The 17,394-nt window shown below is 67.6% G+C and carries 18 protein-coding genes; 7 read left to right on the top strand and 11 right to left on the bottom strand.

Translation table 11 applies throughout. The annotated features are described in order from the left end of the window. Window positions 1-24 precede the first annotated feature (24 nt). Genes E7773_RS12165 through gltX form a run of 3 tightly spaced genes read right to left on the bottom strand, consistent with a single transcriptional unit; the run spans window position 25 to window position 2,944 of the window. Window positions 25-213, bottom strand: coding sequence for a hypothetical protein (locus tag E7773_RS12165; RefSeq protein WP_293991605.1), 189 nt, complete (start codon window positions 211-213; stop codon window positions 25-27). Next, window positions 213-1,490: a citrate synthase gene (locus E7773_RS12160; protein ID WP_293991602.1), complete on the bottom strand. Its 1,278-nt coding sequence runs from the start codon at window positions 1,488-1,490 to the stop codon at window positions 213-215. The genes E7773_RS12165 and E7773_RS12160 overlap by 1 nt, the downstream gene beginning before the upstream one ends. A gap of 20 nt (window positions 1,491-1,510) precedes the next feature. Further along, the gene (gltX, locus tag E7773_RS12155; RefSeq protein WP_293991598.1) at window positions 1,511-2,944 is read right to left on the bottom strand and encodes a glutamate--tRNA ligase; all 1,434 of its coding nucleotides are present in this window, start codon (window positions 2,942-2,944) and stop codon (window positions 1,511-1,513) included. 103 nt (window positions 2,945-3,047) lie between these two features. Between gltX and E7773_RS12150 the strand changes: the two genes are divergently transcribed. Together E7773_RS12150 and E7773_RS12145 are read left to right on the top strand one after the other, a co-directional pair. Next, window positions 3,048-5,234 (top strand): ComEC/Rec2 family competence protein, encoded by a 2,187-nt coding sequence (locus E7773_RS12150; RefSeq protein WP_363130370.1) that lies wholly within the window; start codon window positions 3,048-3,050, stop codon window positions 5,232-5,234. Next, window positions 5,231-5,872 carry a 2OG-Fe(II) oxygenase gene (locus tag E7773_RS12145; protein ID WP_293991592.1) on the top strand — a complete coding sequence of 214 codons (642 nt, stop codon included), beginning with the start codon at window positions 5,231-5,233 and terminating at the stop codon, window positions 5,870-5,872. The genes E7773_RS12150 and E7773_RS12145 overlap by 4 nt, the downstream gene beginning before the upstream one ends. Here the strand turns inward: E7773_RS12145 and lexA are convergent. Beyond that, window positions 5,863-6,528, bottom strand: coding sequence for a transcriptional repressor LexA (lexA, locus tag E7773_RS12140; RefSeq protein WP_293991590.1), 666 nt, complete (start codon window positions 6,526-6,528; stop codon window positions 5,863-5,865). The genes E7773_RS12145 and lexA overlap by 10 nt on opposite strands. Window positions 6,529-6,583: 55 nt before the next feature. Then, window positions 6,584-7,798, bottom strand: coding sequence for a gephyrin-like molybdotransferase Glp (gene glp, locus E7773_RS12135; protein WP_293991587.1), 1,215 nt, complete (start codon window positions 7,796-7,798; stop codon window positions 6,584-6,586). A gap of 127 nt (window positions 7,799-7,925) precedes the next feature. On the opposite strand from glp, the gene E7773_RS12130 reads away from it, so the two are divergent. Both E7773_RS12130 and E7773_RS12125 read left to right on the top strand, forming a co-directional pair. Further along, the gene (locus E7773_RS12130) at window positions 7,926-8,570 is read left to right on the top strand and encodes a hypothetical protein (RefSeq protein WP_293991584.1); all 645 of its coding nucleotides are present in this window, start codon (window positions 7,926-7,928) and stop codon (window positions 8,568-8,570) included. 135 nt (window positions 8,571-8,705) lie between these two features. Then, window positions 8,706-9,131, top strand: coding sequence for a hypothetical protein (locus E7773_RS12125; RefSeq protein WP_293991582.1), 426 nt, complete (start codon window positions 8,706-8,708; stop codon window positions 9,129-9,131). Window positions 9,132-9,138: 7 nt separating this feature from the next. Here the strand turns inward: E7773_RS12125 and moaC are convergent, their stop codons facing one another. Genes moaC through E7773_RS12105 form a run of 4 tightly spaced genes read right to left on the bottom strand, consistent with a single transcriptional unit; the run spans window position 9,139 to window position 11,963 of the window. Then, complete coding sequence (moaC, locus tag E7773_RS12120) at window positions 9,139-9,609, bottom strand: cyclic pyranopterin monophosphate synthase MoaC (protein WP_293991579.1); 471 nt, start codon at window positions 9,607-9,609, stop codon at window positions 9,139-9,141. Next, window positions 9,602-10,390 carry an indole-3-glycerol phosphate synthase TrpC gene (trpC, locus tag E7773_RS12115; protein WP_293991577.1) on the bottom strand — a complete coding sequence of 263 codons (789 nt, stop codon included), beginning with the start codon at window positions 10,388-10,390 and terminating at the stop codon, window positions 9,602-9,604. The genes moaC and trpC overlap by 8 nt, the downstream gene beginning before the upstream one ends. After that, window positions 10,387-11,382: an anthranilate phosphoribosyltransferase gene (gene trpD, locus E7773_RS12110; protein ID WP_293991575.1), complete on the bottom strand. Its 996-nt coding sequence runs from the start codon at window positions 11,380-11,382 to the stop codon at window positions 10,387-10,389. The genes trpC and trpD overlap by 4 nt, the downstream gene beginning before the upstream one ends. After that, window positions 11,379-11,963: an aminodeoxychorismate/anthranilate synthase component II gene (locus E7773_RS12105; protein WP_293991573.1), complete on the bottom strand. Its 585-nt coding sequence runs from the start codon at window positions 11,961-11,963 to the stop codon at window positions 11,379-11,381. Before E7773_RS12105 ends, trpD begins: the two co-directional genes overlap by 4 nt. A 145-nt stretch (window positions 11,964-12,108) precedes the next feature. Here E7773_RS12105 and E7773_RS12100 point away from each other — a divergent pair, with 145 nt between their 5' ends. Beyond that, window positions 12,109-12,537, top strand: a complete 429-nt coding sequence (locus E7773_RS12100; protein ID WP_293991571.1) for a hypothetical protein — start codon at window positions 12,109-12,111, stop codon at window positions 12,535-12,537. Here the strand turns inward: E7773_RS12100 and E7773_RS12095 are convergent, their stop codons facing one another. Together E7773_RS12095 and E7773_RS12090 are read right to left on the bottom strand one after the other, a co-directional pair. Next, complete coding sequence (locus tag E7773_RS12095) at window positions 12,538-14,043, bottom strand: chorismate-binding protein (protein ID WP_293991568.1); 1,506 nt, start codon at window positions 14,041-14,043, stop codon at window positions 12,538-12,540. Between the two features lie 7 nt (window positions 14,044-14,050). Next, a complete protein-coding gene (locus tag E7773_RS12090) occupies window positions 14,051-16,030 on the bottom strand; it encodes a peptidylprolyl isomerase (RefSeq protein ID WP_293991566.1) in 1,980 nt (659 codons plus the stop codon). A 120-nt stretch (window positions 16,031-16,150) separates the two neighbouring features. On the opposite strand from E7773_RS12090, the gene tpiA reads away from it, so the two are divergent. Beyond that, entirely contained in the window at window positions 16,151-16,909 is a 759-nt protein-coding gene (tpiA, locus tag E7773_RS12085) for a triose-phosphate isomerase (RefSeq protein WP_293991563.1), read from the top strand. Window positions 16,910-17,045: 136 nt separating this feature from the next. After that, window positions 17,046-17,390, top strand: coding sequence for a PilZ domain-containing protein (locus E7773_RS12080; protein ID WP_293991561.1), 345 nt, complete (start codon window positions 17,046-17,048; stop codon window positions 17,388-17,390). The last annotated feature ends 4 nt before the right edge of the window (window positions 17,391-17,394 follow it).

The following is a 17,394-nucleotide window of genomic DNA, read 5'->3' as shown; positions in this document are numbered from 1 at the left end:
GAAACCCTGCATTGGTAGAGATATTCAGCGCCGCCGCGCCCAGCCGATCAGCGCCACGCCAAACAACGCGAGCAATCCGCCCCACAGCATCCAGATCCGTACGTCGAGCATGAAGCTCGACGCCGGCCAGTGGACGACGCCGGCGCCTTGCAGGAACCACAGCCCGCCCATCGCGACGCACAGGACGCCGACGATCTGGAGCAGCAGCTTCATCAGCGCTTGCCCACCGGCACGTAATCGCGCTGCGTCGGCCCGGTGTAGAGCTGCCGCGGGCGGCCGATCTTCTGCGCCGGGTCGCTGATCATCTCGTTCCACTGCGCGACCCAGCCGACAGTGCGGGCGAGCGCGAACAATGCGGTGAACATCGTCGTCGGGAAACCGATCGCCGACAGGATCACGCCCGAATAGAAATCGACGTTGGGGAAGAGCTTCTTGTCGATGAAATAGGGGTCGTTGAGCGCCATATGCTCGAGTTGCAGCGCGACCTCGAACACCGGATCGCTGACCTTCAGCGCGTCGAACACTTCGCGCACGGTCTGCTGCATCACCGTCGCGCGCGGGTCGTAATTCTTGTACACGCGGTGGCCGAAGCCCATCAGGCGGAACGGGTCGTTCTTGTCCTTCGCGCGCGCGATGAACTCCGGAATACGGTCGGGCGTGCCGATTTCGCGCAGCATGTTGAGCGCGGCTTCGTTGGCGCCGCCATGCGCCGGGCCCCACAGGCACGCGATCCCCGCCGCGATGCACGCGAACGGGTTGGCGCCCGACGAGCCGGCGAGGCGGACGGTCGAGGTCGAGGCGTTCTGTTCATGATCGGCGTGGAGGATGAAGATGCGGTCCATCGCCTTTTCGACCACCGGGTTCACTTCGTACGGCTCGGCCGGCACGCCGAACGTCATGCGCAGGAAATTGCCGGTGTAGGACAGGTTGTTGTCCGGATAGAGGAACGGCTGGCCAACCGAATATTTGTACGCCATCGCGGCGATCGTCGGCATCTTGGCGATCAGGCGGTGTGACGCGATCATCCGCTGGCGCGGATCGTGGATTTCGGTCGAATCGGGGTAGAAGGCCGACAGCGCACCGACCACGCCGCACATCACCGCCATCGGGTGCGCGTCACGGCGGAAACCGTGGAAGAACGAGGCGAGCTGTTCGTGCACCATCGTGTGGCGGCTGATCGTGGTGGTGAAATCGGCAAGTTCCTGCTTCGACGGCAATTCGCCGTTGAGCAGCAGATAGCTGACCTCCATGAAGCTCGATTCCTCGGCCAACTGCCCGATCGGATAGCCGCGGTGGAGCAGCACGCCCTCGTCGCCATCGATATAGGTCAGCGCGCTCTCGCACGACGCGGTCGAGGTGAAGCCGGGATCGTACGTGAACATGCCGGTGTCCGCGTACAGCTTGCGGATGTCGATCACGTCGGGGCCGACCGATCCCGACATGACGGCGTAGTCGTGGTTGCCGAGCTTGATCGTGGGGGCATCGGTCATCGTAACGTTCCTTCGAATTTTCAGGCGGCCATCGCGTCGGCGATGCGGCCCAGGCTTTCGTCGCGGCCCAGCACCGCAAGCACGTCGAAGATGCCGGGCGAGGTGCGCTTCCCGGTCAATGCCACGCGCAACGGTTGCGCGACCTGACCCAGCTTGACCCCGGCGCCTTCGGCGACCTGCCGAACCGCGTTTTCGAGACTCTCCGTATCCCAGCCGTCGAGCGCGTCAAGCGCAGTGTGCAGTTGCGAAAGAAGCGCGGGTGCGTCGCCCGTGAGCAAGGGCGCGGCGTCGGCGTCGATTGCAAGCGGCCGCACCGCGAAAAGGAAGGTACTCGCCGTCGCCAATTCGTTGAGATTGGCCGCGCGGGGCTTCAGAAATGGCATGGTGCGGCGCAGCAGGTCGCGCTGCGAATCGTCGATTGGCGAGGGCAGGCGAGCGGCGACCAGATCGGCCAGGCGGGCATCGTCGGCCTCGCGGATATAATGGCCGTTGATGTTCTCCAGCTTCTTGAGGTCGAACCGGCTGGGCGACTTGCCGACGCCCGCCAGGTCGAACCATTCGATCGCCTGGTCGCGGCTGATGATCTCGTCGTCCCCGTGCCCCCAGCCGAGCCGCAGCAGGTAATTGTCGACCGCTTCGGGAAGCAACCCCATTTCGTCGCGATACGCATCGACGCCGAGCGCGCCGTGGCGCTTCGACAGCTTCGCGCCGTCCGACCCGTGGATCAGCGGGATATGTGCGTAGACCGGCTCCGGCCAGCCCATCGCACGGTAGATCGGCAATTGGCGGAACGCATTGTTGAGATGATCGTCGCCGCGGATGACGTGGGTCACCCCCATGTCGTGATCGTCGACCACCACCGCGAGCATGTAGGTCGGCGTGCCGTCCGAGCGGAGCAGGACCAAGTCGTCGATCTCGGCGTTCTGGACGGTGACTTCGCCCTGCACGCGGTCGTGGATCGTCGTCGCGCCCTCGGTCGGGGCCTTGAGGCGGATGACGTGCGGCGCGTTGGGATCGTTGGGCGTACGGTCGCGCCATGGCGAGCGGATGCGGAGCGGCTTCTTCGCCGCAGCGGCTTCCTCGCGCATCTGGGCGAGCTCGTCGGGGGTGAGGTAGCAGCGGTATGCCGCGCCCTTTTCGACCATCTCGCGCGCCACCGCGGCGTGGCGGTCGGCGCGGGCGAACTGATAGGTTTCGTCGCCGTCCCAATCGAGCCCGAGCCAGCGCATCCCGTCGAGGATCGCGTCGATCGCCGGCTGGGTTGAGCGCGCGCGGTCGGTATCCTCGATCCGCAGCAGGAACTTGCCGCCGTGATGACGCGCAAACAGCAGGTTGAACAGCGCGGTGCGCGCGCCGCCGATGTGCAGATAACCGGTCGGCGAGGGCGCGAACCGGGTGACGACTGGCGTGACGGATGCGCCTGCGGGCGATCCGGGATCAGAACTTGCGCTCAACCGCGCGTGCTCCCAAGCTGAAGAACATATGGCGACGATCGCCGAGGGGGCCTCTAGCACGCACGTTTCGCGGCTTCAAACGCAGGTCGCGCGCGTTTGGCGTGTGCGTGACGCACTCGAGACGCGGCTGGAGGCGGAGCGCGACCAACTGCCGTTGTGGCTGCCGGTGGCGCTGGGCGGCGGGATCGCGGCGTGGTTCGTGCTGCCCGACCGTCAGGAGTGGATCGCGGCGATGTACGCTCTGGCGGCAGTGGCGCTGGCGGCAGTAGCGGTCGGGCGGCACGGGCGTGCGGGGCGGGCTGTGGCGATAGGCGCGATCGTCGCGGCGCTTGGGATCGGGCTGGCGTGGTGGCGTGCGAGCGATGTCGCGGCGCCGGTGCTCGCGCGGCCCGCGATCGTGACGATGACCGCGCGGGTCGAAAGCGTCGAGCCGCTGCCGGCGCGGGCGCTGGTGCGGCTCAGGCTGGCGCCGTTGTCGGTGATGGCCGATGCGCAAGCCTCCACCGCGACCGCACCCGGAAGACCGGGCGGGGGCACGTCGTATCAACGACCGCCTCCGGCCTTGCCGCCGCACATCCGCGTCAACCTCGCGCAAGCTGACATGCCGGCCAATCTCAGCACCGGCGCGACGATCAAGCTCCAAGCGCGCCTGATGCCGCCCAACGAGGCGACCGTGCCCGGTGCGTACGATTTCCGGCGTGTGGCATGGTTCGACGGGCTCGGCGCGACGGGGAAGGGAATCGCGCCAGTGACGGTCCTGACGCCGGGTTCGCAATCGAACGGGCTGCGCGCCGCGCTGGCCGCGCATATCGAGGCCGCGCTGCCGGGGAATGCCGGCGGGATCGCCGCCGCGCTCGCCGCGGGGGACGAGGGCGCGATCGACCAGCAGGCGCAGAGCGACATGCGCCGGTCGGGGCTCGCGCACCTGCTGTCGGTCAGCGGGCTGCACATCACCGCGGCGGTCGCCTTCACGATCTGGATCGTCACCCGGCTGCTCGCCTTGTGGCCGTGGCTGGCGCTCCGGGCGCGGATTCCGGTCATCGCGGCCGGGGCGGGCGCGCTCGCAGCGATCGGCTACACGATGCTGACCGGCAACCAGGTGCCGACGATGCGGTCGTGCATCGCCGCGTTGCTGGTCCTGACCGCGCTGGCGATGGGGCGCGAGGCGATCACGCTGCGGCTGGTCGCCGCGGGCGCGTTCGTCGTGATGCTGTTGTGGCCCGACGCGATGATGGGGCCGAGTTTCCAGCTGTCGTTCGCGGCGGTCGCCGCGATCGTCGCGCTGCACGAGCAGCCGACGGTGCGCGGCTGGTTCCTGAAACGCGACGAATCGTGGTGGCGCAAGGTGCTACGCGAGCTGGCGTCGTTGCTGCTCACCGGGCTGATCGTCGAATTCGCACTCGCGCCGATCGCGATCTATCACTTCCACAAGGACGGACTGTACGGCGCGCTTGCCAATATCGTCGCGATTCCGCTGACGACCTTCGTGATCATGCCCGCCGAGGCGCTCGCGCTGGCGTTCGACGCGGTCGGGCTGGGCGCGCCGTTCTGGTGGGTGGCGGGCAGGGCACTCGCGCTGTTGTTGTGGATCGCGCACATGGCGGCGGTCGCGCCGGGATCGCTCGCGATGCTGCCGGCGATGCCGGGCGGGGCGTACGGGCTGATGATCGTGGGCGGTTTGTGGCTTGCCTTGTGGCGGACTCGGGCGCGGCTCGCGGGCACGGTGCCGTTCGCGGTCGGCGCGGTGTGGGCGCTGGCGACTCCCGCGCCCGATTTGCTGGTGTCGGGCGACGGCCAGCATCTCGCGATCAGGACGCCCGACGGCGGCGTGGCGATGCTGCGCGACCGGGCCGGCGACTATGCGCGCGACACGATGGCGGAGAATGCCGGGGTCGATGGCGAAGCGTTGCTGCTGTCGGAGCAGCCGTTCGCGCAGTGCACCCGCGACGCCTGCCTCGCGCTCGTCACCTCGAGCGGTCGCACGTTCCGCATCCTCGCGACGCGCAGCCTATACCAACTCCCGATCGACCAGCTGAGCGCCGCGTGCCGCAGCGCCGATATCGTGGTGAGCGACCGCCGCTTGCCGCGCAGCTGCACGCCGACGTGGCTCAAGCTCGATGCGCCGACCCTGCGGCGAACCGGCGGCGTCGCGATCGCGCTGTCGAGCGGACGGATCGTCACCGTGCGGGCGCCCGGCGACCAACATCCGTGGGTGATCGCCGCGTCGACCGATCGCACGCGCGACGCGGGACTGGCAAATCGCCGCCCGATTGGCGAGAAGGCCCGATGACCGTGCCCGCCAATCCACTCGACCGCGTTTCACCCTATGCGATCCGCGACGATGTGCTGCGGCCCGACGACCTTGCCGACCTGCTCGCTTTCACCTTGGTACACGAGGCCGATTTCGCGTCGACGAAGGTCGGCGGGGCGGGGGTAACGCCCGACTTTCGCACGTCGCGCGCGCTGCCGCGGCGGATGTTCGACCCGTGGCGCGAGCGGATCGAGGGCTATGTCACCGCGCTGTTGCCCGGGATGCTGGTCGAGATGGGAATGGCGCCGTTTCCGGTCTCGCGCTTCGAGCTCGAACTCGCCGCGCACAACGACGGCGATTTCTACCGGACGCACATCGACACCAAAATGGGGCCGCGCGAGGGGCGGGGGACGCGGCTGGTCAGCATGGTCTATTATTTCCACGCCGAGCCCAAGGCGTTCAGCGGCGGTGCGCTGCGCATGTTCGCACTCGCGTCGAAAGCGACGTTCGCCGATATCGAGCCGCAGCAGAACCGGCTGGTCGCGTTTCCATCCTGGGCGCCGCACGAGGTTCGCCCGATTGCCTGTCCATCGGGCTCATTCGCGGATTCGCGCTTCTCGATCAATTGCTGGGCGCGGTCGAAGAAGCCCGCCGCGCCCGCCGCCGCTCAGTCGTAACGCCGCAACAGCCCCGCCAGCCGGCCCTGCACGCGCACTTGCGCGGGCGCGTAACGTTGCGGGTCGTAGGCGCGGTTGGCCGGGTCGAGCCGGACCATCGCGCCCTCGCGGCGGAAATATTTGAGCGTCGCTTCGTTTTCCTCGATCAGCGCCACGACGATCTCGCCGTCGCGTGCCACCTCGGTGCGGCGGATCAGCGCGTAATCGCCGTCGAGAATGCCGGCCTCGACCATCGAGTCCCCCGACACTTCGAGTGCATAATGCTCGCCATTGCCGAGCAACGCGGCGGGGACCGCGAGCATCGATGAGCCTTCGAACGCCTCGATCGGGACACCCGCGGCGATGCGGCCGTGCAACGGGATTTCGATCACGTCGTTGGCGGGCTCGGGCAGCGGGCGGAAATTGTTGGGCTTGGGGCTCGCCGTGCCGCGTTTCTCCGCGCGTTCGGGCATCTTGAGCACTTCGAGCGCGCGCGCACGGTTGGGCAGGCGACGCAGGAACTGGCGTTCCTCGAGCGCCGAGATCAGGCGGTGCACGCCCGACTTCGACTTGAGGTCGAGCGCCTCCTTCATTTCCTCGAACGACGGCGACACCCCGGTTTCGGCGAGGCGGTCGTTGATGAAGCAGATGAGTTCGTGCTGCTTCTTCGTGAGCATGATGTTCCTCCGTCCAGAACAGATATGGAACCAATATGGAACATCGCGATCCAAGTCAAGCGAGCGTAACGATCTCCACCGGATCGCCGATTTCGGCGGGCGGGGCGTGCGGCGCGCGTGCGATCAGACAGTCGGCGCGGGCCAGCGTGGCGAGCATCGAACTGTCCTGGATCGGCGCCATCGCGACACGCCCGCCGGCGGAGGTGCCGCGCAGATAATCCTCGCGATGGTCGTTGGCGGGAAGCGGTTCGGCGAGGATGGCGGTCACGGTGCGCGGCAGCGGATCGCGCGCGCCCGCCATCGCGGCGACCAGCGGGCGCAGGAACAGCGTCGCGGTAACGAATGCCGACACCGGGTTGCCGGGCAGGCCCAGTACTACCGCCTCGCGTAGTGTCCCCGCGAGCATCGGCTTGCCCGGGCGGAGCGCGATCCGCCAGAAATCGATCGTCCCGCCCGCCGCCTCGAGCGCAGGGCGGACGAGGTCATGGTCGCCGACCGACGCGCCGCCGGTGGTCACGACGATGTCGGCCTGCGTGTTGGCGAAGGCTGCGGTCAGTGCGTCGAGCCTGTCGGGGATGATCCCCAACATCGTCACATCGACCGGCAGATCGGCGAGCATTGCCGCCAGCATCGCGCTGTTGCCCTCGGGCAAGGCGAGCGGATCGGCGGACGGTGTGCCCGGCGCTATCAATTCGTCACCGGTCGCCAACACAGCGACACGCAGCCGCCGGTTGACGGTCAGCGCGCCGTGCCCGCCGGTCGCCGCCAGCGCGATCCGCGCCGGGGTTAGCCGCGTCCCGGCTTCGATCAGGACGTCGCCGGCGTCGAAATCCAGCCCCTTGCGACGAACGTTGCGGCCCTGGTGCGCGGGACCTTCGCCGGCGAGCGCCAAGGCGTCGCCCCCGGCCTCCGCCGGGGCGGGCTTGCGCGCGGCCTCTTCCTGCACGAGCACGGTGTCGGCGCCCGCCGGCATCGCCGCGCCGGTAAAGATCCGTGCCGCCTCGCGCGCGCCGACCTGCCCAGCGAACGGGCGCCCTGCCGCGCTCTCGCCGACCACCCGCCAGGGCCCGGGCATATCGGCGAAACGGATCGCATAGCCATCCATCGCCGACAGATCCGCGGCGGGTTGCGAGCGGCGCGCGATCACCGGATTGGCCAGCCAACGACCGGCCGCGCTCGCCAGCGGCACGGTTTCGGTGGTGACCTGTCGCGTCATCGCAAAGAGACGCGTTCGGGCGTCGGCAACCGAAAGCAACGAAGCGCGATCCATCCACCTCCCCTAGATTGCGGGGACGAGCGCGAAAAGCCCCGGGGCGAGAGAGGTTTAGGCCGATCGTATTTCGTACCGCCCGACGTTGCCCTAGACTGGCGCCGCCATGACGATGGGGAGGGCGTCCATGCTCCGGGTATCGCTTGCACTATGTTTGCTCGCGGCTGCGCCGGCGGGGCGTGGCAATCCGCACCCCGCCACCCTGGTCGGCACCTACGACGGCGGCCAGATGGAGATGGCGGCGGGAATCACGCTCAAGGCAAACGGCCGGTTCGAATACGGTCTGTCATACGGCGCGCTCGACGAGGAAGCGGCGGGGCGCTGGACCGCCGATGCTCGCCAGGTGTTGCTGACCAGCGACCCGGTGAAGGCGCCGCGGTTCAGCCTCGTCGGCCAGAAGACAGCCGTGCCGGGCATGCTGCGCGTCACGCTCGCCGGCCCTTCGGGAATCGACCAGCAAATGTTCGACCTCCATATCCTGTTCAAGAACGGGAGCGAGGATGAGCGTCAATTGGCCGAGGACGCCACGCTGGTTCACTTCGAACCCGATAACCCGCCGGTCAGGATCGCCTTGTCGCTCGATATATACGAACTGGCCGGCGATCCGATCGCGATCGACCCGGCGAAGGGCTATGCGTTCGATTTCCGGTTCGAGCCGAACGACATCGGCAAGGTCGATTTCCGGAGCACGCCGCTGGTGCGGTCGGGACCTGACTTGTTGCTCAACCGCTACGGGCGGTCGATTCGGTTCCGCAAGGTGACGAAACGCTAGCTTTCTCGCGTGTCCCTCGCTCCATCGCACGGTGCGAGGTGATTTTGCCGTTCGGGGCGCCTATGGTGCGTGGCACTGCGGCGGGAGGGGCAAGGCTTGCGCTTCATCACCGGTTTTTTCGGCTTTTTGTGGCGAATGTCGCGCCACGGTGTCCTGGGTTCCGACGTCGGGCTCCGCTGGGGCAGCGGACAGGCGGCGCTGTTCACCTTTTTGTGGCTGCTCTTCTTCGTCGCGGCGATCGTGCTGGTCGTCATGGGGTTCGATCTCGAGGCGGTCGACCGCTGGCTCAACGCGCGCGCCGGCCTGTTCGACCATATCGGCGATATCCTGTTCCGCATCTTTTTCGGCTTCGTGCTGGCGATGTGCGGGCTGACGATCTGGACGCTGGTCGATGCGATGCGCGCGCCCGCGCTGGCCAATGTCATCGACGTCAAGCATCGCAAGAAGGACGACGACGATTTGGACGACGGCCAGCCGCATGTCGTCCGGCGCAGCCTCGGCATCCTCGTGGCGCTGGTGATCGGCTGGTTCGCGTGGATGGGAGTGACGGCGCGGTACTGACGCCGGATCAGGGCCGCCGCCAGTCGCCCGACTTGCCGCCGCTCTTTTCGATGAGCCGCACCTCGCCGATCACCATGCCCTTATCGACCGCCTTGGCCATGTCGTAGATCGTCAGCAGCGCGACCGAGACCGCGGTCATCGCCTCCATCTCAACGCCGGTTTTGCCCGTCGTCGTCACGGTCGCGGTCGCGGCGACGCCGGTGTCGTCGATCGCCAGATCGATCACGACGCTGGTGATCGGCAGCGGATGGCACAGCGGGATCAACTCGCCGGTGCGCTTTGCCGCCATGATCCCGGCGACGCGCGCGACGGCGAGCACGTCGCCCTTCACCACCTTTGCGTTGTGGATCGCGGCGGCGGCCTCCGCGGACATCGCGACCCGGCCGATCGCAACGGCAATGCGTTGCGTGTCGGGCTTGGCGGAGACATCGACCATCCGCGCCGCGCCTTTGTCGTCGAGGTGCGTGAGCTCAGTCACCGAGTAACTCCCTCGTCGCCGCTTCAATATCGGTAGCGCGCATCAGCGCCTCGCCGATCAGGAAGCAGTCGACTCCATGTGCGCGCATCGCATCCAGATCGGCGCGGCTGGACAGGCCGCTCTCGGCGACGAAGGTGCAGCCCGCGGGCGCCTTGCTGACCAGTTCATAGGTGCGATCGAAGCTGACGGTGAAATCGCGCAAGTCGCGGTTGTTGACCCCGATCAGTCGCGATTTGAGGCGAAGCGCGCGCTCCATCTCGCGCTCATCGTGCACCTCGACCAGCACGTCCAGCCGGCAGTCGATCGCCGCCGCCTCGATCTCCGCCATCCGCGCATCGTCGAGCGCGGCGACGATGATCAGGATTGCGTCGGCGCCGAGCGCGCGGCTTTCGTGCGCTTGCCACGGGTCGATCATGAAATCCTTGCGCAGCAGCGGGAGCGGGACGGTGTCGTGGAGCAGCGCGAGATAGGAATCGTCGCCCTGGAAATATTGCTCGTCGGTCAGCACCGACAGGCATGCGGCGCCGCCGCGCTGGTACGCGCGGGCGTGCGCGGCGGGATCGAAATCCTCGCGGATGACGCCCTTGGACGGGCTGGCTTTCTTGACCTCCGCGATCAGCGCGGGACCGGTCTTCACCTTCTTGTCAAGCGCTTTCCGGAACCCGCGCGGGGTGTCGCGGCGCGCGATCATCGCCTCGAGGCTGGCGAGCGAGGTGGTCGCCTTCTTCGCGGCGACCTCGGCGCGCTTGGTTTCGAGGATGCGGTCGAGGATCGTGGTCACTTGTACGCGATCCAGCAGTCGAGCAGCGCGTTGGCGAGCCCGCGGTCGAGCGTTTCGGCGGCTTCCTGCGCGCCCTCGCTCAGGCTGTCGACATGGCCCGCGACGACGAACGCGGCGGCGGCGTTGAGCAGCACCGCATCGCGATACGCGCCGTGCTCGCCCTGCAGCAGGCGGCGCAGCGCGGCGGCGTTGTATTCCGGGTCGCCGCCGTGGATCGCGGCGATCGGATGGCGCGGCAGGCCGGCATCCTCGGGTTTGATACGATCGGGAATCGACAATTGCCCGACCGCCATCGCGACCGTCGGCCCGGCGCCCGAGACCTCGTCGAGCCCTTCCTCGCCCGACACGATCAGCCCGGCCTCGGTCCCCAGCGCGCCGAGCGCTTCGGCATAGGTCCCGACATAATCGGGCCGCGCGATGCCGATCAGCTGGCGCCTGACGTGCGCGGGGTTAGCGAGTGGCCCCATCAGGTTGAAGATCGTGCGCTTGCCGATGTGGCGGCGGATCGGGGTGATTCGCTTCATCGCCGGGTGGTGGTTGGCGGCGAACAGGAAGCAGATGCCGAGGTCGTTGAGCGTCGCCTGCGCGAGTGCTCCGGCGCGTTCCATGTCGAGCCCGAGCGCTTCGAGCGTGTCGGCGGCGCCGGCCTTGGACGAGGCAGCGCGGTTCCCGTGCTTGGCGACGGGCACGCCCGATGCGGCGACGACCAGCGACACCGCGGTCGAGACGTTGAGCGTATGGTGCCCGTCGCCCCCGGTGCCGCACACGTCGATCGCTCCGGCGGGCGCGTCGATCGGGATCAGGCGTTCGCGCAGCGCGCGCGCGGCTTCGGCGATCTCGATGCTCGTCTCGCCGCGGTCGCTGAGCGCGATCAGGAAGTCGGCGATCGCGTCCTCGCTGGTCTTCGCGTCGAGGATGTCGGCGAACGCCTGGCGCGCGGACTCGTGGCTCAGCGGAGTCGATGGGTCGGGCAGGGGCGCCAAACTGGTCACGCGATTTCCTTCGCTTTTAGACCAGCAATTTCCAGGAAATTGGCGAGCAATTGATGGCCATGCTCGGTCGCGATGCTCTCCGGGTGGAACTGCACCCCGTGGATCGGCAGGTCGCGGTGCCGGAACCCCATCGTGAAGCCGTCATCGGTGGTCGCGTTGACGACCAGCGCTTCGGGCACGTCCTCCACCACCAGCGAATGGTACCGCGTCGCGCGGAACGGCGAGGGGAGGCCGGCGAACACGCCGCTCCCGTCATGCGAAATCGCCGACGTCTTGCCGTGCATCAGCCCGCCGCGAACCACGCGCCCGCCGAAATGCTGGCCGATCGCCTGATGCCCCAGACACACGCCGAGCAACGGCCGCGCCGCATCGGCGCACGCCGCGACCAGATCGAGGCTGACCCCGGCTTCGTTCGGCGTGCACGGCCCGGGGGAGATCAGAAACGCGTCCGCCGCGCTCGCCAAGGCTTCGCGCGAGGTCAGCGCGTCGTTGCGCACGACCTGCACTTCCTGCCCGAGCTCCATCAAATAATGGACTAGGTTCCAGGTGAAGCTGTCGTAATTGTCGATAACCAGGATCATCGCGGTCGCGCTAGCGTGTCCGCGGCGCCGCGACAATCGACACAACGCCTTCGTTTCGCCGCGTTTCGGGCCGTTTCCCGCTGGATTGATACGGGATCGATCCTATCTCGGGGGCGTTGATAGCGTTCAACGAAAGGTCGCAGTCATGATTCGTACCGCGTTCGCCGCCCTGACCCTGCTCGCATTGCCCGTCGGCGCGATCGCGCAGGACAAGCAGGGGGAAACCGGCCAGCCCCCCAAGCGGATCAAGTCGGTGACGATTTCCGCGACCGAAAAATGTCCGCCCTCGACCGGGGACGAGATCGTCGTCTGCACCACGGTCGACAATCCCTATCGCATTCCGAAGGAATTGCGCGACAGCGGGCCGATCCCCGCCAAGAATCAGGCGTGGACCAATCGTGTCGCGGCCGACGAACAGACCAGTCGCGTGGCGGCGGGGTTGCCCGACACGTGCTCGCCGGTCGGGACGGGCGGTCAGACCGGCTGTGCCCGGGCGTTGGCTCAGCAGTTTAAGGCGGAAAAGCGCGCCCGCGCCAACGGTCAGGACCCCAACGCGCCGCCCGACGGGCAGTAATTACTGACCGAAGCGCGGGTCCTTTGCGCGCGCCACTGCCTCGCGCGCCGCCGCCAATAATGCTCCTGCTTTAGCCTCGCATTCGCGCTGCTCGTATTCCGGGGTCGAATCCGCCACGATCCCGGCGCCGGCCTGGACGTGCATGACGCCGTCCTTCACCACCGCGGTCCTGAGCACGATGCACGAATCCATCGACCCGTCGGGGGAGAAATAGCCGACCCCGCCGGCATAGGCGCCGCGCGCTTCGGGCTCGAGCTCGGCGATGATTTCGCATGCGCGGACCTTGGGCGCGCCGGAGACGGTGCCCGCGGGAAAGCCGCCGAACAGTGCGTCGAGCGCGTCCTTTCCTTCGTCGAGCCGCGCCACGACGTTCGAGACGATGTGCATGACATGGCTGTACATTTCGACCGTGTAGCTGTCGGTCACGCGCACGCTTCCCGGCACGGCGACGCGGCCCGCGTCGTTGCGGCCAAGATCGAGCAGCATCAGATGCTCCGCGCGCTCCTTGGGGTCGGCGAGCAAGGAGGCGCGGTTGGCCTCGTCCTCGCTCGCGGTGGCGCCGCGCGGGCGCGTGCCGGCGATCGGACGGATCGTCACCTCACCGCCGCGGACGCGGACGAGGATTTCGGGGCTCGATCCCGACAGCGCGAAATCGGGCAGATCGAGGAAATAGAGGAACGGTGAGGGGTTGATCCGCCGCAGTGCGCGGTACAGTTCGAACGGCGGCAGCGCGAACGGCGCGGTGAAGCGCTGCGCGAGGACGACCTGAAATACGTCACCCGCCGCGATATAGTCCTTCGCCTTGAGCACCATCGACCGATAGGCGCCATCGGGCAGAACAGGGGTGAGCGTCGGTTCGGGCAGGTCGGCACGCGGCGCGGGTGCAGCGGCGCTCGCCAGCCGGGCGGCAACCGCGTCGATCCGCTCTTCCGCCGAGGCGACTGCGCGCTCCGGCGTCAGCCCCGAATCCGGCCAGAGCGGCGCGACGAGGAACAACTGATCCGCCAGCCGGTCGAAGATCAGCACGACGGTCGGGCGCACGAACACTATGTCGGGCAGCGCGAGGCCTTCGCTTTCGGCGCGCGGCAGATCCTCGACCAGTCCGACCGTCTCGTACCCGAAATAGCCGACCAGACAGGCGAGCGCACGCGGCAGTTCGGGCGGCACCGCGTCCATTCGGCAGCTTGCGACGAGATCGCGGAATGCCGCCAGTGTTGGCTGGCCCGCCGGCGCGAACGCCGCGCGATCCGTCAGCCAGCGGCGATTGATCTCGGCTTGATCGCCGGTCGCGCGGAACACCAGGTCGGGCGCCAGCCCCAACAGGCTGTGCCGCCCGCGCACCGCGCCGCCCTCGACCGATTCGAGCAGAAAGTCGCCGCGCTCCGGCTCGATCAGCTTGAGCGCGGCGGCGACCGGGGTCTCGGTATCGGCGACCTGGCGCCGCCACACCAAAGCGGGGCGCCCGGTGGCAAGCGCTGTCAGCGCCGGGGCGGCCCCTTCGACCACCGCCGGTTTATTGGCTGCCGTCGGCCGAGTCGCCCTGGCCCAGCAATTGCGCGCGCAACGCAGCGATCGCGGCTTCGTTGCGCTTCACCCCGACCTGGTCGCGGATCGCGTGGACGAATTGCTGCGTATATTCGTCGCCGACCGTCGCGGCCAAGTCACCGCGCATCTTGGCGATCAGGTCCTTCTGGCCGCGCGCGTCGCCGCGCACGATCGTGTCGGCGACCACCACGAACCAGCCGCCCTTGAACGGCGCCTGCAGGATCTTCGCGGTGCCCTGCGCCATGCTGAACATCAGAATCGTCGGCGGGTTCTGCTTCGAGGTGAACAATTGGCCGCGATTGGCGGAAATCGGCTTGGTCGCGTCGAAGCGGATACCGGTGTCGGCCATCGCCTTGGCCAGCGGCACGCCCTTGTTGACCTTGTTCATGATGCCGTCGGCGATCGTCCGCGCCTGGCGCAACTGGCGGTCGACGGTGAAGTTCTTCTTCACCTCGTCCATTATGGTCGCAAGCGGGCGCGGCGCGGCGGGCAGCACCTTGTCGAGCTTGACCAGCGCGAAGCTGCCGTCCTTGTCGATCGGGGCGAGCTGCGGGTTGTCGTCGGGCTCGGCCTGAAACGCCGTCGCGCTCAGTGCGATGTTGAGCGGGTCGGGCTTGGCCGGGGCTGGTGCCTTGGCGTCGGGATCAAGCCCCTGCGCGTCGAGCGGCGGCGAGGATTGCAGCTTCAGCCCCAGCTTCTGCGCGATTTCGTCGATCGTCGCGCTGTTGGAGATCGCATCGCTGATCTGCGCGCGCATCGCGGAGGCGGCCATCACGGTCTTCTGCTCGGTGATTGCCTTGACCAGATCGGGCTTGGCCTGGTCGAGCGACTTGCCCGGAACCTTGGTGATCTTTTCGAGATGGATGACGGTCCAGCCGAGCGATGTCTTGACCGGGCCGATCACGGCGCCGCTCGTCGCCGAGAATACTTGGTCGGCGATCGCCGGTGAGGTTTGGCCGGCATAACCTGCCTTGGTCTGGTCGGCGAGCAGCCCGGCGTCGAGCCCGGCCGCCTTGGCCGCGGCCTCGATCGCGGTGCCGCCGCGCACCTTCGCGGCGAGTGCATTGGCGCTCTGCTGGTCGAGTAGCACGACCTGGCGCACCGACCGAGTCTCAGTCGGCGCGAACTTCGCCGCGTTTTCCTGATAGGCCTTGGCGATTTCGGCGTCGGTCGGCGCCGACTTGGCGCGCAGATCGGCGATCGAGACGGTCGCGTAACGCACCGACCGGCGTTCCGGCACGGTGTAGCGCGCGATGTTGCGCTTGTAGTAATCCATGGCCTCCGCGTCGGTCGCGGGCGCGCCTGCCGGGATCTTGCTCGTGTCGATGAACGCGACCGTCCCGGTGCGCTTTTCGAGCAGCATCGACGCGTACGGCGTCGCGATCGAAACCGGCGCGAGCGGACGGCCGAGCGATTCCGGCGCGAGCGGCCCGATCAGCAAGCGCGCCATCACGTTGCGCGCGATCTCCGTACGCAACTCGCTGTCGCTCATCCGCTGCTGCGCGAGGAATGCCTTGTAGGCATTGGGGTCGAACTTGCCGTCGATCCCCTTGAACTGCGGCTGCGAAGTCAGCTCGCTATCGGCCAGCGCCTTGCCCACGCGCATCCCCTGGCTCTCGCCGAACTGTTCCATCGCCAGCGTGTTGATCTTGTTCTCGAACGGCTGATCGAACCCGCCCTTGGTGATGTATTCCTCCATCGTCAGCGACGGATATTGCTGGCGGTACATCGCGACCATGCGTTCAGTGTCGGCCTTGACCTCGCCGGCGCTGACCGTCTGCTTGCCCACCGTGGCCAACGTCGAACTGGTCGTCCCGCCGCTCAGCGCGGTGGAGCGCAGCCCCGTGACGTCGCCGAGCGCGAAGGCCAGCCCAATCAACACCAGGATGCCCAACGTCAGCGGCACGCCGATGCGAGAGTTGAGGAAACGACGAATGATACCGAGCATGATGGCCGATCGATTGGGAAGAATGTGCGCTCGCTTTAGGATGCAGTGTCGCGTGCATCAAGCGGGTTGCCTGACGCCCCGTGCGCGCTATCGGGAGCAGCGAAAGCCAGGGAGGATCGAGTGGCACGGCGCAAGCTGATCGCGGGCAATTGGAAAATGAACGGCGACCTGGCGGCGCTGACCGAGCTTGACGGCATCGCGGCGGCGGCGGCGGCCAACCCGGACGTCGATGTTGCGGTAGCGGTCCCCGCGACGCTGATCGCGCCGGCGCATGCGCGGGTACCGGGGTTGAGCATCGGCGCCGAGGATATCCACGCCGCCGACAAGGGCGCGCATACCGGCTGCGTCTCGGCGGCGATGGTCAAGGAAGCGGGGGCGAGCTTCACGCTCGTCGGCCACAGCGAGCGCCGCGCCGACCAGCACGAGACCGACGCCGACGTGAAGGGCAAGGCGGCGGCGGCGCGGCGCAACGGCATCGCCGCGATCCTGTGTGTGGGTGAGACGCTGGGAGAGCGCGATGTTGGCGATGCCGAAGCGGTGGTCACCGCGCAGATCGCCGGGTCGCTCCCCGACGGCGCGGCGGCGGACTGGCTCTCGATCGCCTACGAACCGGTCTGGGCGATCGGCACCGGACGGACGCCGACAGTCGCCGATATCGCCGCGATGCACGGTGCGATCCGAACAAAATTGCGCTCGATAATTGGCGCGGAGGCGGACGCGATGCGCTTGCTCTACGGCGGGTCAGTGACGCCCGACAATGCGCAAGAATTGCTCGGCGCGAGCGATGTCGATGGCGCGCTGGTCGGCGGGGCGAGCCTGACCGCGGCGAAGTTCTTGCCGATCATCGCGGCGGCGGCCAAGATCCAGAGCACCGGTTAACTTCAAACGATGGCAAGGCGCTGTTCGGCGAGACGAACGGAAGACGATTGACGCGCCTTTAACGTCGTTCTTTGCGGAACCGGATCGCTTGAGATGTCTTTTTGCTGCGATAGTTGGCGTGATGGGGGCAACAGCGATGGTCGATTCGAAGAGCGTGCGGCATTTGCGCACGGCCACGCGGCATAAACTGTTCCAACCGACCGAAATGAGCACCGGCGACGCGGCGAAACGCGTTCATATCCTCGATCTGTCGACCGGTGGCGCGATGATCTACGCCAGTGATCCACCTTTGCCCGGTACGCTGGTTCGATTGCAGTGCGGGCATCGCCATCTTTGCGCGCGGGTCGCGTGGAACAAGGAGCGGCGCTTTGGCCTATCCTTCACCGTGCCGTTGGCGGACTGCGATGTTCTAGACGTCGTCACCGCGCAGGATGCATTGATCGCGGCAGCTGCCGCGCGCCTGAAGGCACGTAGACAATAGCGCA

It is taken from the genome of Sphingomonas sp. (genome assembly GCF_004799495.1).
In the GTDB taxonomy this organism is placed as follows: Bacteria; Pseudomonadota; Alphaproteobacteria; order Sphingomonadales; family Sphingomonadaceae; genus Sphingomonas.
The sequence above is the reverse complement of the archived record's forward strand: the minus strand, read 5'-3'. Positions and strand labels throughout refer to the sequence as shown.

Bases quoted from the DNA above. Each gene is read 5' to 3' on its own strand.
- E7773_RS12165 (WP_293991605.1), bottom strand. From the start codon at position 213: ATGAAGCTGCTGCTCCAGATCGTCGGCGTCCTGTGCGTCGCGATGGGC.
- E7773_RS12160 (WP_293991602.1), bottom strand. From the start codon at position 1,490: ATGACCGATGCCCCCACGATCAAGCTCGGCAACCACGACTACGCCGTC.
- E7773_RS12145 (WP_293991592.1), top strand. From the start codon at position 5,231: ATGACCGTGCCCGCCAATCCACTCGACCGCGTTTCACCCTATGCGATC.
- lexA (WP_293991590.1), bottom strand. From the start codon at position 6,528: ATGCTCACGAAGAAGCAGCACGAACTCATCTGCTTCATCAACGACCGC.
- glp (WP_293991587.1), bottom strand. From the start codon at position 7,798: ATGGATCGCGCTTCGTTGCTTTCGGTTGCCGACGCCCGAACGCGTCTC.
- E7773_RS12130 (WP_293991584.1), top strand. From the start codon at position 7,926: ATGCTCCGGGTATCGCTTGCACTATGTTTGCTCGCGGCTGCGCCGGCG.
- E7773_RS12125 (WP_293991582.1), top strand. From the start codon at position 8,706: ATGTCGCGCCACGGTGTCCTGGGTTCCGACGTCGGGCTCCGCTGGGGC.
- E7773_RS12105 (WP_293991573.1), bottom strand. From the start codon at position 11,963: ATGATCCTGGTTATCGACAATTACGACAGCTTCACCTGGAACCTAGTC.
- E7773_RS12100 (WP_293991571.1), top strand. From the start codon at position 12,109: ATGATTCGTACCGCGTTCGCCGCCCTGACCCTGCTCGCATTGCCCGTC.
- E7773_RS12090 (WP_293991566.1), bottom strand. From the start codon at position 16,030: ATGCTCGGTATCATTCGTCGTTTCCTCAACTCTCGCATCGGCGTGCCG.
- E7773_RS12080 (WP_293991561.1), top strand. From the start codon at position 17,046: ATGGTCGATTCGAAGAGCGTGCGGCATTTGCGCACGGCCACGCGGCAT.